Consider the following 13,062-nt stretch of genomic DNA (forward strand, 5'->3'; position numbering starts at 1 on the left):
CGGCGCTCCGGGGAGGCTGGAGGGGCAGGGCTGGAGTTCTTTCTCCCGGTTCTTGCAAAGAAAAGCGTCGTGGCGCGCCGGGTCGCGCCCTGCCGCGACCCGGCGGCGCGAGCGGCCCGCACGTATGTCCACGACTTCGTCCAGAGCTGTCGAGACGGCCTCAACGTGAGTGACGGGTAAGGCGCGTTGAGGAGGTGGATACGCATGCTCGGCGTCAGATGCGGGCGTGGCGCGAGGCGTTGGGGCTGCCGGTAGCCGACCCGGCGGCGGAGACCGCGTACGGCGAGGCCCTGATCTGCGAGGTCGAGGGCGGCAAGCGGACTGCCAAGCCGGAGTACTTGGACAAGCCGGACGACGTGCTGAGGGCGGATCACGCCGCTCGACTGTGAGGTTCACGCGGGAATGGGCGGCGGTATCGAGGCGCTGCAGTCCGGCGACGGAGCGGCGGTCGGCGGCTCGGACGGAGCGTTCAACGGGCGTCCCGCCTCGGACGCGAAGCCGCTGCGGACCTGCCCCGAGGCCTGTGCGCCCGGGATTCCACGGTCCTCGACGGGCCCCGGCTTCTCGTTCTCGCTCGCGCCGCAGGACTGGGCCGGCTTCGTCCCGTACGCGCCCCAAGGCCAGGACTTTCATCCCCGGGACATTCGGAGGATCGTGGGGAGTGAACCTTCGCCATACCGGGAGGCGCGTCATGCGCAAGGTCATGGACTGCAGGGAGTACCCCAGCGACATCGGGTGCACCCTGACGATCACGGGTGAGGAAGACGAAGTCATGGGGGCGGCCGTCCAGCACGCGGTCGCCGTGCACGGGGAAGAGGACACTCCGGAGTTCCGCGACGCGCTGCGCGGCATGCTGAAGCCCGAGGTGCCCCAGCACGCCTGAACGCGCGCCGCCCGCAGAGACGAGCCGCGACGAGCCGCACGGGTGGTACCGGCTGGCGGATGCGATGGGTCGAATGCGGGCCGGGCAAGGGGTGAATACGGTCGATCTCGCGCGGTTCCCCCGGACCGCGCGAGGTCCCTACCGAAGAGGTCGAGCAACCCCATGAGCCTGAGCATCCGCAACCAGATCGCCGGTACCGTCACCGCCGTCACCACCGGGGAGGCCATGGCCACGGTCAAGGTCCGTCTGGAAGGCGGTCAGGACATCACCGCCGCCATCACGGCCGACGCCGTGAAGGACCTCGGCATCGCCGAGGGGTCCCCGGTCAAGGCGCTCGTCAAGGCCACCGAGGTGGCGCTGGCCACCGGCGCCGTCGACGGCATCAGCATCCGCAACCAGCTGGCCGGCACCGTCTCCGACGTCACCACCGGCGGCGCCATGGCCTCGGTCAAGGTGGACGTCCACGGCGGCGGGCTGACCGCCGCCATCACCAGGGACGCCGTCGAGGCGCTCGGCCTGGCGGCCGGGTCCCCCGTGGTCGCGCTGATCAAGTCCACCGAGATCTCGCTCGCGACCACCTGAGCGACCTCTGCTGCGCCGGGGCCGACGGCCTGGTGTATCGATCCTCCGGCCCGCCCGGTGGAACAACCGGGCACCCTGTCCGCCCTGTTGTCCGGGGTTGCGCAGGAGGCCGGTCGGTCTACGCGGCGCGGACGCCCGGTGCGCGCGGGGACGGAATGCCGCGCGAGACGCCGGAGGTGTTCCTGGCCAACACTGCATCCGGACGCGCACGGCCGAGCCCTGCACGGAGGCGGCCGTCCCGTTGCCCGTCGGCGGCTGCGGCCGCGGCTCACCGGCCCGCTCACGCCCGGCAGTCCGGCGGCCTGCCCGGTGGACTACGACGACGCGCCCGCCCCCTACGGCTGCCCGGCGGCCTGGGCCTTGGCCTGGACGGCGGCGATGTAGCGGACGGTGAAGAGCATCGGGGCGGCGAACCCGGCGGCCTGGACGAGCGTGGCGGAGGTCGAGTGGCCGTGGCCTGCGTGGGCGAGGGCCGCGAGAGCGCCGGCGGTGACCGCGAAGGCCGCGGTCCACACGGCCGTGATGACGGCGTTGGTCCGGATGAACGGCCGCAGTCCCCAGACCTCGCGCGGCGTGGTGCGCTTCGCGATGCCCAGGGTGAACGGCTTGCCCACGAGCAGCGAACCCCCTGCGATGAGGGCCAGGGTGGCCGAGGAGAGGGCCGCCGAGTAGTCGTGCACGTCCGAGTGCGGGTCGGCGAAGGCGATCGCCGTCAGGGCCGCGAAGAAGACCGCCGAGCCGAGTTCGATGATCAGCGCGTCGAACCCGGCTCCGGCCAGGCGCTGCTGGACGGCCACCGCGACGGCCGCCACGAGACCGGCGAGCGCGCCCCACTGCCACTGGGCGGACGGAAACACCGCGAAGACGATCCACGGAAGGAAGGTGCGTACGTACGACATGGGAACCCCCGGGCCCGGCTGCTTACATTCCTGTTCTGACATGTCGAAAGTAGACGTTGCAGTACTGACATGTCAATCCTGGAATGTATGGTGGGGGGCATGAGCCTTCGACACGCCCTCCTCGGACTTCTGTCAGAGCGCCCGGCCAGCGGTTACGACCTGCTCAAGCGCTTCGAAACCTCGCTGGCCAATGTCTGGCCCGCCACCCAGAGCCAGATGTACACGGAGCTGGCCAAGCTCGCGGACGCCGGAATGATCAGCGTCTCGGCGGAAGGCCCGCGCGGGCGCAAGGAGTACACCCTCACCGACGAGGGCCTGGCCGAGCTCCGCCACTGGCTGACGGAGACCAAGCCCCAGCGCAACACCCGCAGCGACGTCCTGCTGAGGGTCTTCTTCCTCGGCGTGCTCACCCCCGGACAGGCGCGGGGCTACCTGACCGAACTGGCGGAGCTGTCCGAGCAGGAGTACGAGGACCTGCGCCGGCTCGACGCATCCATCGACTGGGGGGACGACACCCTGTCGGTCCACGGCAAGATCGCCCTGGAGTACGGTCTGCGCTTCAACGCCATGCGCCGTGAATGGGCGCAGTGGGCGGCCGACCAGATCCGGTAGGCCGCTTCCGGCTGGGCCGCCTCGTCCTGCCGGTCAGAGCGCGGCGCCGTCCACCCCGTCCGCGTTCCACGCACGGAGCTTCTCCGGATTGCGGACCGCCCAGATGTGCGTGATGCGGTCGGCGGTGAGGTGGAACGCCGCCACGGTCACGGTGGTGCCGGCGTACTGGGCCACCAGGCCCGGCCGGCCGTTGACCGTCCGCTCCAGGAGCGTCAGCCCGGGAGCCTTGGCGGCCATGTGGATCAGGTATTGGGCGATGCGCTCGCCGCCCTCGACCGGGCGGAGCGCCGCACCGACGAGTCCGCCGCCGTCGGCGGCCATCGTGGCGCCGGGGTCGAGGAGGCCGACGAGGGCCTTGATGTCCCGGGCCTCCCACGCCTCCTTGAAACGCCGCACCAGGACGGCCTGCCCGGCCGTCGCGGCCGTGGTCGCAGGGACCTGTGCGGCGCGGACGCGCCGGCGGGCGGAGGCCGCCAGCTGCCGGCAGGCGGCAGGTGACCGGGCGACGATCCCGGCGATCTCGGCGAAGGGGTACCGGAAGACGTCGTGCAGGACGAACGCCACGCGTTCGGCCGGCGTCATCGACTCCAGCACGACGAGGAAGGCCATGTTCACCGACTCGTCCATGGCGACCCGGTCGGCGGGGTCGACCGGCCCGTCACTCCACTCCGTACGGCCGGGCAGCGGCTCCGGTATCCACGCGCCGACGTAGCGCTCGCGGCGGACCCGCGCGGAGCCGAGCAGATCCAGGCAGATGCGGCCGGCCACCGTCGTCAGCCAGGCGCCCGGCGACTCGACGGCCTCCTGCTGTTGCGGCGGCATCGCGTACCAGCGGGCGTAGGCCTCCTGCACGGCGTCCTCGGCCTCGGACAGCGAACCGAGCAGCCGGTAGGCGATGGCGATCAGATGGCGCCGCTCGCCGAAGATCGCGCGCGGATCCGGCTCGGAGGTGCTCACGGCAGCGACCGCTCCCCGTTCCTCTCGTTCGCCTCACATTTCGCGGGCCCACGTCGTCGGACGGTCGAGACAGTACCGAGCCACCGCCGCGAGGCAGAAGAGGGGACCGACCATGGCCACCCGGACGACCGCAGACCAGCCGACCACAGACCAGCCGACCACAGCCCCGACGCCCGCGGAGCGCATCCGCACCTTCCTGCGGGTCGCGATCGCCCTGCAGACCCTGGCCGTCTTCTTCCAGGCGGTCACCGCCGGACTGCTGCTGTCCACGTCCTACGGCGAGACACTGCACGGCGTCGGAGCGCGTGTGATGTACGGCGCGTCCATGCTCTACGTGCTCGCCGCGGTCCTGGCCTGGCGCCCGGGCGGCGGAACTCCCCGCCCGATCCTGTACTCGTCCGGCTTCCTGGTCCTCGCCTCGGTGCAGGTGGTGCTGGGCGTCGCGCACATACCGTCGCTCCATGTACCCCTGGGCGTCCTGATGTTCGGCCTGAGCCTGCTCGCACTCGGCCAGGCGCTGTCTGCCGCCCGCCGGGGGCCGTACCCGTCCTGACCTGCGGTAGAGCGTCCAGGGTGACCCTGTCCGGACGGGGCCGGACAGGGCTGAATGAGACCAGAGAGTGAGACCGGGCTCGGGCTCTGCTGAACGGTGTCACCCGGCAGGCTTCTGCTGCTCAGCCTTCCACTCGCTGTCGAGCCGCTTTCGCCGCAGAACGCTTGGAGAGCCGGGACCGTCCTCCTCCAGAGGCGCACGAAGGGTGGCAGGATCGCGCATCCGAAGGCGGTACGGCCGGATGGACCATGACCAGCTTCTCTTCAAGATCAGGGCGGCCATGGTCAGAGAGTCCACCTCCAGGTCGCCCAGTGCTGCACGTGCCTGGGGCCATGTCAGTTCGCCGTGTGTCTCCAGTGCTGCGGTGAGCGCGGTATCCACCCGGGGGTCGACGGATCGGTTCTCAAGGAGGCTGAGCGTGCGGTTCCCGTCGGTGGCGATGAGCCCCCAGCCCCGGTCGCGGCAGAAAGCTTCGACCGCACGGTACTTGGCGACGTTGACGGCCATCGCCATCTCGTAGACGGGCTTCACCTCGATGAGGATGCACTGGCCGTCGACTGTGGTCATGAGGAGATCGGGGTAGTAGGTGCGCTGCCGCCCGGCGAACCGGTAGCTGATCGCAAGAGGCTGTTCCTGGTAGTAGGCGACCTGGGGGGCGAAGCTGAGCAGCTGGATCACCCGGAGTTCCGTGTCCGACTCGTACGCCACCTCCCGGCCCAGCTTCGGACAGTGCCACATTCCGAAGTCGCCTCCGCCGCCCTTCTCCCTGAGCACTTCCAGCTCTTCACGCGCGGGCGCCGGCTCAGCCTTCCCGAACCAGTTCACGTCAGCGGACAGCGCGTCCCAGCGCTGGGCAGCCCGGTCGATGCGCGCCTGACGTGCTGTTTCGCGGCGAGCGGCCTCGTGGCGCAGCATGCGCACCGTGGCGGCCTCGGCGGCAAGGTTCTCCGCCCGCACCTTGTCTGCGCCGGCCAGACGGGCCAGCAGTGGCACTGCTTGTCGCAGCGCCACCGAGGGAAGCAGTGCGTCGGCCAGGTCGAGCAGACGTTCCGCCTCCGGCGGCCCTGCGCCCGGTGGCAGACGGTCCACGCGGCTCAACTCCGCCAGCACCGTGCGGACCTTCCTGGACGCCGGGCCGACGGTGCGGCACATGCTGCGGATGGCTCGCGTCTGCAGCTGCCGGACCCGCTCTCGGGATATTCCGAGGGCATCGGCGATCTTCTCCAGCGTCTGAGCCGACTCGCCGTACAGACCGAGGCGCCGGGAAAGTACCTCCCGGTCTCGTTCCCTGACGAGCTCTCCCACGGCGGCAGCGAGCAGCTCGCGCGAGACCAGCAGCACGTCTGCATCCCGCTCGGCGATGCGGTTCCAGTCGGCCGTCAAACCCACGGCACCGGGACACACGCATTCCAGCAGCCAATCGTCGAGCAGAAGTCGTGTGTCGGCCCGCCACAGCCGTCGGGCAGCCGCTCGTCGCACGTCGGAGGTTACGGCCGCCAGATCGTGCACCACTGCGCGAGCGAGGAAGGCGTCGCGGCGTTCGGGACGGAGAACGTGACCAGTCGTCTGCTCCCAGTCAGCCAGCACCTCGGCAGCATCTGCCGCACTCCGCTGTTGGGCAGGGGTGGGCACGCGGTCGCTGCGTTCTTGACGCTCGCGCCGCTCGCCGAGTCGACGCTCGTCCAAAATGCTCTGCCACGAGAACGCGGGGTCGACGGCCAGTCGAGCCCTTAACCACCCGAGCGGGTCATCGGCGGCCGGTTCGGGAACCATCCGAGCCAAGCGCGCACGGATGGCACCTGCCGTACGGCCGTGCCGCTCGGCAAGTTCTTCTAGGGAGAGTTCCTCCCGCACACCGTCGACAAGCCGGGCGTCCTCTGCCTCACTCCATGTTTGACCGCGCCTGTATTCCGATCCCTGCTCCTGCACTCGATCCCCCGATTCCGTGACTGTGTGGGCAGTATGCCCATCTGCACCGACGACCAGAATTGAGAGTCCGCCGCCATCCCGGTGGGGCTGTAGGCGAGGACACCGTGTGCGGGCCCGGCCAGGGCTCTCGGGGCGGCGTTGCCCGGCGTCGCCGCTGGTGAACTCGATCACGACTGAGTCCCTGCGGTCGGCGAGGTTTCTCCACCTCGCCCACGGGTGGACCGCTGATCCCGAACACGGACTGTCACCGGTGGAAGCAGCTGCTTCAGGACGCGGGGGTCCGGGGATGGGCGGCTCCATGGCGCACGCCACACAGCGGCGACGGTGCTCCTGCTCCTGAGCGTCCCGGATGTCGTCGTCGACGCGATCATGGGGTGGGAGCCGGGTGGCGCCGCCCGGATGCGAGCCCGGTACATGGACGTGACCGGGCCGCTCCTGAAGAAGGCCGCCGAACAGGTCGGCGAAGCGCTGTGGGGCCCGTCGCAGGACAAGTGAGACGGAAAGTGAGACGGAGCAACGCAGAAGGCCCCGGCCGGTTTCCCGGTCGGGGCCTTCAAGTGCCCGGTGAGGCACTGGCGGAGGATACGAGATTCGAACTCGTGAGGGGTTGCCCCCAACACGCTTTCCAAGCGTGCGCCCTAGGCCACTAGGCGAATCCTCCGCCGCAAACAATACAAGACGTTGAGGGGTGCTCGCGAACGTGATCGCCGGCAGGGGATCGGGGCGGCAACCTGGTCGGGTCCGAGGCGGGGGCGGGGTCGATCGCGGGGGCTTTCATCCGCTAGGGTGGGGCCCAGCCCCTCACGTGGCGCTATCTCACCCAACTCCCCCAGGGCCGGAAGGCAGCAAGGGTAAGTGGGCTCTGGCGGGTGCGTGGGGGGCGCTTTGCGTTCCGGGGCGGCCCGCGCGGCCGTCGGCGGGACGTCTTTGTCGGTGGGCCCGGATAACCTCGTAGACGTGTCGTCCCTTGCGCTGTACCGCCGCTACCGCCCCGAGTCGTTCGCCGAGGTCATCGGGCAGGAGCATGTCACTGTCCCCCTGATGCAGGCCCTGCGGAACAACCGGGTCAATCACGCGTACCTGTTCAGTGGGCCGCGAGGCTGCGGCAAGACCACCAGCGCGCGCATCCTGGCGCGGTGCCTGAACTGTGAGCAGGGTCCCACTCCCGAGCCCTGCGGCGAGTGCCAGTCCTGCAAGGACCTGGCGCGCAACGGACCGGGGTCGATCGACGTCATCGAGATCGACGCCGCCTCGCACGGTGGCGTGGACGACGCCCGTGACCTGCGGGAGAAGGCCTTCTTCGGGCCCGCCTCCAGCCGGTACAAGATCTACATCATCGACGAGGCCCACATGGTCACCTCGGCGGGCTTCAACGCCCTGCTGAAGGTGGTCGAGGAGCCGCCGGAGCACCTCAAGTTCATTTTCGCGACGACCGAGCCCGAGAAGGTCATCGGGACCATCCGGTCCCGTACGCACCACTATCCGTTCCGGCTCGTGCCGCCCGGGACGCTGCGCGAGTACCTGGGCGAGGTCTGCGGGCGCGAGGGCGCCAAGGTCGAGGACGGCGTACTGCCGCTCGTCGTGCGGGCCGGCGCCGGATCCGTGCGTGACTCCATGTCCGTCATGGACCAGCTCCTCGCCGGTGCCGGTGAGGACGGTGTGACGTATGCCATGGCCACCTCCCTGCTCGGGTACACCGACGGGTCGCTGCTCGACTCCGTCGTCGACGCCTTCGCCGCCGGGGACGGGGCGGCCGCGTTCGAGGTCGTCGACCGTGTGGTGGAGGGCGGCAACGACCCGCGCCGGTTCGTCGCCGACCTGCTGGAGCGGCTGCGGGACCTGGTGATCCTGGCCGCCGTGCCCGACGCCGGGGAGAAGGGGCTCATCGACGCCCCTGCCGATGTCGTCGAGCGGATGCAGGCCCAGGCGTCGGTGTTCGGGGCCGCCGAGCTGAGCCGCGCCGCCGACCTGGTCAACACCGGGCTCACCGAGATGCGCGGGGCGACCTCGCCGCGGCTCCAGCTGGAGCTGATCTGCGCCCGGGTGCTGCTGCCCGCCGCCTTCGACGACGAGCGGTCCTTCCAGGCCCGGCTCGACCGGCTGGAGCGGAGCGGGTTCACCCCAGGCGCCGGTATGGCCGCCGCCCCGGCCGGCGGGCCCGCCATGGGCTACGTGCCCGGGCCCGAGGCCCACGGCATGGCTCCGGCCGGCCCCGGCGGGCCCGTCGCCGCGGCGCGGGCCGCCGCTGCCGCCGTACGGGCTCCCGAGGCTCCCGCAGCCGCGCCGCCGGCGCCCGCTTCCGCGCCGGCTCCCGTCCAGGCCCCGGCTCCGGCCCCCGCTCCCGCGCAGGCCCCCGCCGCCGCGCCCGGAGCGTGGCCCGGGGCCGCGCAGCCCGGCGGCGGAGCCGCCCCCGGCGCCTGGCCCGGAGCAGCCGCCCCCGCTCCGGCAGCCGCCCCCGCGCCCGCCGCCGGTGCCTGGCCCAGTGCTGCCGCGCCCGGTTCGGGCCAGCCCGCTCCGGCCGCCCCCGCCCCGGCACAGGCCGCCCCGGCCCCCGAGGCAGCCGCTCCCGCCGCCGCCCCCTCGCCCGGCATGGCCGCCGGCGCCGGGCAGGTCCAGGCGATGTGGCCCGGCATCCTTGAGGCCGTCAAGAACCGCCGCCGCTTCACCTGGATCCTGCTCAGCCAGAACGCCCAGGTCACCGGCTTCGACGGGACGACGCTGCAGCTGGGCTTCCCCAACCCCGGAGCCCGCGACAACTTCGCGAGCAGCGGCAGCGAGGACGTGCTCAAGGCGGTCCTCGCCGAGCAGTTCCAGGTCCACTGGAAGATCGATGCCGTGGTCGGCGGGGGCGGCGGCCAGCCCGCACCCGCCTCGGCGCCGTCCTCGTACTCCGCCCCGGCCGCCCCCGCCTACAACCCGCCGCCCGCCGCCCCGGCCCCCGCCCCGCAGCCGGGTCCCGCCCCGCAGCAGCCGTACCAGCCGCCGCAGCCCCCGGCCCAGCAGGGCGGTTCCTCGCAGCAGCCCCCCGTACGGCAGGCGCCGCCGCCGGTCGCGCCCGAGGACGACGTACCGGAGGAGGACGATCCGGACCTGGTCGACAGCGCCCTGACCGGACACGACCTCATCGTGCGCGAGCTCGGAGCCACCGTCATAGAGGAATACACAAACGAGTAGGGCCGTCTCATTGGGTGGCCGCACGAAGGTCATCCCGCCGCGCGGGCTAGGCTGCAGGGCGTGAAGGTCCTCGTCATCGGCGGCGGCGCCCGCGAACACGCCCTGTGCCGCTCTCTGTCCCTCGACCCCGACGTCAACGCGCTGTACTGCGCTCCCGGCAACGCCGGCATCGCCGAGGTGGCGGAGCTGCGCCCGGTCGACGCCCTCGACGGCGCGGCCGTGGCCCGCCTCGCCACCGAACTCGAAGCCGACCTGGTCGTCGTCGGCCCGGAGGCGCCCCTGGTCGCCGGCGTGTCCGACGCCGTCCGCGCCGCCGGCATCCCCGTCTTCGGCCCGTCCGCGGAAGCGGCGCAGCTGGAGGGCTCCAAGGCGTTCGCCAAGGACGTGATGGCCGCGGCCGACGTCCCGACCGCCCGCAGCTACGTGTGCACCACCCCGGAAGAGGTGGACACGGCCCTCGACGCCTTCGGCGCCCCGTACGTCGTCAAGGACGACGGCCTCGCCGCCGGCAAGGGCGTCGTCGTCACCGAGGACCGGGCCGCCGCCCGCGCGCACGCGCTCGGCTGCGACCGCGTCGTCATCGAGGAGTACCTCGACGGCCCCGAGGTCTCCCTCTTCGCCATCACCGACGGCGTCACCGTGCTGCCGCTCCAGCCCGCGCAGGACTTCAAGCGCGCGCTCGACGGCGACGAGGGCCCCAACACCGGAGGCATGGGCGCGTACTCCCCACTGCCCTGGGCCGACCCGAAGCTGGTCGACGAGGCCATGGAGACGGTCCTCCAGCCGACCGTGGACGAGCTGCGCCACCGCGGCACCCCGTTCTCCGGGCTCCTGTACGCCGGCCTCGCGATCACCTCGCGCGGCGTCCGCGTCATCGAGTTCAACGCCCGCTTCGGCGACCCCGAGACCCAGGTGGTCCTGGCCCGGCTGCGCACCCCCCTCGCGGGCGTGCTGCTCCACGCCGCCAACGGCACCCTGGACACCGAGCCGCCGCTGCGCTGGAGCTCGGACGCGGCCGTCACGGTCGTCATCGCCTCCCACAACTACCCGGAGACCCCGCGCACCGGGGACCCGATCGAGGGCCTGGCCGAGGTGGCCGCCGAGGACGGACCCGACGCGTACGTCCTGCACGCCGGGACCCGGCGCGAGGGCGAGGCGGTCGTCAGCGCGGGCGGCCGCGTGCTGTCGGTGACGGCGACCGGTTCCGATCTGGCACAGGCCCGCGAGAAGGCGTATAAGGCCGTCGCGCGGATCCGGCTGGACGGCTCCCAGCACCGCACGGACATCGCCGCCAAGGCGGCCGAAGGCCGCTGAGCAGGCCGAGCGGCGGGACTTCCGCCCTGCGGGCCCGGTACGCACCCCGGTGCGCACCGGGCCCGCGCGCGTATCCGCGTGCGAGTGCATCCGGCCGCGTTCGAACGCAGCCACCTTTACCCAAAGCCATTCCATCGGGTGATGGTCACCCGGTCCTGCTGACTGCCGGTCGCTCCCCAACTAGGGTGCGATGCCAAGCATTCCGGCACATGGCCCACCGGCATTGCGATGTCAGTGGCGGGTGTCACAGTGGGGGAGTGAGCAAAACCGCCGCAGGGCAGAGGGGGTGAGGTCCGGCCGTGTCCGGAACCGGTTCGATCGTGGAAGGGGGCGCGCCGTCCGCGCGCTCCCGGGCCCTGGCCGTGCTGCGGGTCCGCAGCCGGGCACTGGCCCTCGGGGTGCTGCCCGCCGCCCTCGCGGTGGTGCTGCTGAGCGCCCGGATGACGGGCCGGCTGGCCGGTGACCCCTGGCCCGCGGTGACGCTCGCCGCCTGCGTGGTCGCCGTACTGGTGCTGCTCGTCGGCGGGGTGTTCGCCGCGGTGGTGCTCCGGGCGAGCCCGGCCGTGACGCCGACGGTGCCCCTGCCGGAGTCCGCCGCGCCCGACCTGTACCGGATGGTGCGGGACCTGGCCGACCGGATGGACGTGCCAGCGCCCTCGGCCATAGCCCTGACGCCGGACTGCGACAGCTGGCTGGAGGACCGTACGCACGGGGCGCACCGGCGCACCGGCATATCGGGCGGGCGCGAGGCGGAGCCGGGCGCGGCTCCCGTGCTGGTGATCGGCTCGCCGTTCCTGTGGTGGATGCGGGTCGCCGAACTGCGGGCGGTCCTGGCGCCGGTCGTCGCCGGTACGGGTCCTTCCGCACATCCGGACATAGCCGATGCCCGGGGCTTCGTGCGCGGGCTCGACGCCGCGGTGGACGTGGGCAGCCGGCCCGGCCTCGGCTGGATCGGCCGGCCGGCCCGCCTGCTGCTGAGGCTGTGCCAGGCGGATGCCGCCGAGATGGAGCGCGGGGTCGCGGCCGCCGCCTCGGACCGTGCACAGGGTGTGGACTACGGGCTGCGCATCGTCGCCCAGGAGCAGGTCGGCCTCGCCTACGCGGGCTGGGACCGGCTGCTGACCCGGGTCGCGCTGCCCGCGTGGCGGATGGGCCGCTGGCCGGCGCACCTCGACGCCGGGGTGGTCTCCGCGCTGACCGAGCTGTCCCGGCGCGACCGGCTGGCCGAGGGCTTCACTTCGCGGCTCGGCGAGCGGCCCGCCTGCGATCTGCTGGAACGGCCCGGGGTGATCGACGAGGCGGCTTCGCTGCTCGCCGCCCGGCTCTTCCACGGCGGTCCGGCCGAGGCCGGTCCGGACTGGTCGCCGGTGGACTGGGCGGCGTATCCGGAGGAGGTCGTGGACCGCAAATGGCGTGCGGAGGCGGCCCGGCTCCACGCGGCGCTGGACGGCCTCGCCGTCCCGGCCGGCCCGGGGCCGACGCTCGACCGGGTCCTGGGCTACCTCACGGACGCCGCCGGGGAGTGCACGGCCGCGGAAGCGCTGGCCGGCCGGCTCAGCGGCGACCTGGCCAGGGAGGAACGTTCCGCGGGAACCGGCGCGAGGGCGGGCGGCGGGGGCGCCGCAGTGGCGCGCGGGGCGGACACCGTGCCGCTGTTCCCGCTCCAGCCGCCCCGCAGCGGGCGGGACCTGCTCGCCGACCACGTGACCGCGATCGTGTGCGCCGCGGCCGTCGACTCGGCCGACGCCGCACCGGGGCTGGACTGGCTGGACGGCCCGGTCCTCCTGGTCGGCGACGAGCGGCGCGCGGACCTGGCCCCCCGGGTGCTGAGCCTGGTGGAGGACGGGGACCCGGAGCCCCTGCGCGACTGGCTCGCGGAGCTCGGCGTCCGCCCGGAGAAGCCGGTCCGCCTGGTCTGACCGGTCGGCGGCCGCGAGTGCGACGACGGCCGCGGCCGCGCCCGTGCCGGGGGCCCCGAGGCGCTTCCTCCGCCGGGTCGGCCGATCCCGCGAATCCTGCACTCCGAGCCTCCGGATGTGGCGAACGGTGACGGAATGAGTGCGTTATGTGATGTGCTGGGACCGGTAGCGGTTCGATGTCCGGAAACCGTGCCGTGTCGGAGCGTTCAGAGACCGTTCGGGGGAGCGAGGGAGGGGAGC

The 13,062-nt window shown here is 72.5% G+C and carries 11 protein-coding genes, 1 tRNA gene, 1 other RNA gene and 1 pseudogene; 10 read left to right on the forward strand and 4 right to left on the reverse strand.

Annotated features, from left to right (window positions below; genetic code table 11):
* Positions 1-194: 194 nt before the first annotated feature.
* From ACIBAD_RS23975 to ACIBAD_RS23985, 3 genes are all read left to right on the forward strand, one after another.
* The gene (locus ACIBAD_RS23975) at positions 195-389 is read left to right on the forward strand and encodes a hypothetical protein (protein WP_398908288.1); all 195 of its coding nucleotides are present in this window, start codon (positions 195-197) and stop codon (positions 387-389) included.
* Between the two features lie 302 nt (positions 390-691).
* Complete coding sequence (locus ACIBAD_RS23980) at positions 692-883, forward strand: DUF1059 domain-containing protein (protein WP_134073059.1); 192 nt, start codon at positions 692-694, stop codon at positions 881-883.
* Positions 884-1,045: 162 nt separating this feature from the next.
* Entirely contained in the window at positions 1,046-1,465 is a 420-nt protein-coding gene (locus ACIBAD_RS23985; RefSeq protein WP_134073061.1) for a TOBE domain-containing protein, read from the forward strand.
* A gap of 335 nt (positions 1,466-1,800) precedes the next feature.
* On the opposite strand, the gene ACIBAD_RS23990 is transcribed toward ACIBAD_RS23985, so the two are convergent.
* Positions 1,801-2,364 (reverse strand): hypothetical protein, encoded by a 564-nt coding sequence (locus ACIBAD_RS23990; protein ID WP_134073063.1) that lies wholly within the window; start codon positions 2,362-2,364, stop codon positions 1,801-1,803.
* 99 nt (positions 2,365-2,463) lie between these two features.
* Between ACIBAD_RS23990 and ACIBAD_RS23995 the strand changes: the two genes are divergently transcribed.
* Positions 2,464-2,976, forward strand: a complete 513-nt coding sequence (locus tag ACIBAD_RS23995) for a PadR family transcriptional regulator (protein ID WP_134073065.1) — start codon at positions 2,464-2,466, stop codon at positions 2,974-2,976.
* 33 nt (positions 2,977-3,009) lie between these two features.
* Here ACIBAD_RS23995 and sigJ read toward each other — a convergent pair whose 3' ends face one another.
* A complete protein-coding gene (gene sigJ / locus ACIBAD_RS24000) occupies positions 3,010-3,933 on the reverse strand; it encodes an RNA polymerase sigma factor SigJ (RefSeq protein ID WP_134073067.1) in 924 nt (307 codons plus the stop codon).
* A 112-nt stretch (positions 3,934-4,045) separates the two neighbouring features.
* On the opposite strand from sigJ, the gene ACIBAD_RS24005 reads away from it, so the two are divergent.
* Positions 4,046-4,486 (forward strand): hypothetical protein, encoded by a 441-nt coding sequence (locus tag ACIBAD_RS24005; RefSeq protein WP_398908289.1) that lies wholly within the window; start codon positions 4,046-4,048, stop codon positions 4,484-4,486.
* 99 nt (positions 4,487-4,585) lie between these two features.
* On the opposite strand, the gene ACIBAD_RS24010 is transcribed toward ACIBAD_RS24005, so the two are convergent.
* Positions 4,586-6,415 carry a TnsA endonuclease N-terminal domain-containing protein gene (locus tag ACIBAD_RS24010; protein ID WP_166682071.1) on the reverse strand — a complete coding sequence of 610 codons (1,830 nt, stop codon included), beginning with the start codon at positions 6,413-6,415 and terminating at the stop codon, positions 4,586-4,588.
* A 203-nt stretch (positions 6,416-6,618) separates the two neighbouring features.
* Here ACIBAD_RS24010 and ACIBAD_RS24015 point away from each other — a divergent pair.
* Positions 6,619-6,910: pseudogene (locus ACIBAD_RS24015) on the forward strand (site-specific integrase); the annotation flags it as partial.
* A gap of 78 nt (positions 6,911-6,988) precedes the next feature.
* Here the strand turns inward: ACIBAD_RS24015 and ACIBAD_RS24020 are convergent.
* Positions 6,989-7,076 (reverse strand) — tRNA-Ser (locus ACIBAD_RS24020).
* Between the two features lie 131 nt (positions 7,077-7,207).
* Between ACIBAD_RS24020 and ffs the strand changes: the two genes are divergently transcribed.
* The 4 genes from ffs to ACIBAD_RS24040 all read left to right on the forward strand — a co-directional run bounded on the left by ffs (position 7,208) and on the right by ACIBAD_RS24040 (position 12,822).
* Positions 7,208-7,306: signal recognition particle sRNA small type (ffs, locus tag ACIBAD_RS24025), an RNA gene on the forward strand.
* Positions 7,307-7,372: 66 nt separating this feature from the next.
* A complete protein-coding gene (locus ACIBAD_RS24030; protein WP_134073072.1) occupies positions 7,373-9,589 on the forward strand; it encodes a DNA polymerase III subunit gamma and tau in 2,217 nt (738 codons plus the stop codon).
* A 60-nt stretch (positions 9,590-9,649) separates the two neighbouring features.
* Positions 9,650-10,903, forward strand: a complete 1,254-nt coding sequence (gene purD, locus ACIBAD_RS24035; RefSeq protein WP_398908290.1) for a phosphoribosylamine--glycine ligase — start codon at positions 9,650-9,652, stop codon at positions 10,901-10,903.
* A gap of 299 nt (positions 10,904-11,202) precedes the next feature.
* A complete protein-coding gene (locus ACIBAD_RS24040; protein ID WP_398908291.1) occupies positions 11,203-12,822 on the forward strand; it encodes a hypothetical protein in 1,620 nt (539 codons plus the stop codon).
* Positions 12,823-13,062: the final 240 nt, after the last annotated feature.

Origin of the sequence: Streptomyces sp. NPDC051109 (assembly GCF_044455885.1) — a bacterium.
In the GTDB taxonomy this organism is placed as follows: domain Bacteria; phylum Actinomycetota; class Actinomycetes; order Streptomycetales; family Streptomycetaceae; genus Streptomyces.

Coding starts and splice junctions, on each gene's coding strand:
- ACIBAD_RS23990 (WP_134073063.1), bottom strand. CDS start 2,364: ATGTCGTACGTACGCACCTTCCTTCCGTGGATCGTCTTCGCGGTGTTT.
- ACIBAD_RS23995 (WP_134073065.1), top strand. CDS start 2,464: ATGAGCCTTCGACACGCCCTCCTCGGACTTCTGTCAGAGCGCCCGGCC.
- ACIBAD_RS24005 (WP_398908289.1), top strand. CDS start 4,046: ATGGCCACCCGGACGACCGCAGACCAGCCGACCACAGACCAGCCGACC.
- ACIBAD_RS23985 (WP_134073061.1), top strand. CDS start 1,046: ATGAGCCTGAGCATCCGCAACCAGATCGCCGGTACCGTCACCGCCGTC.
- ACIBAD_RS23980 (WP_134073059.1), top strand. CDS start 692: ATGCGCAAGGTCATGGACTGCAGGGAGTACCCCAGCGACATCGGGTGC.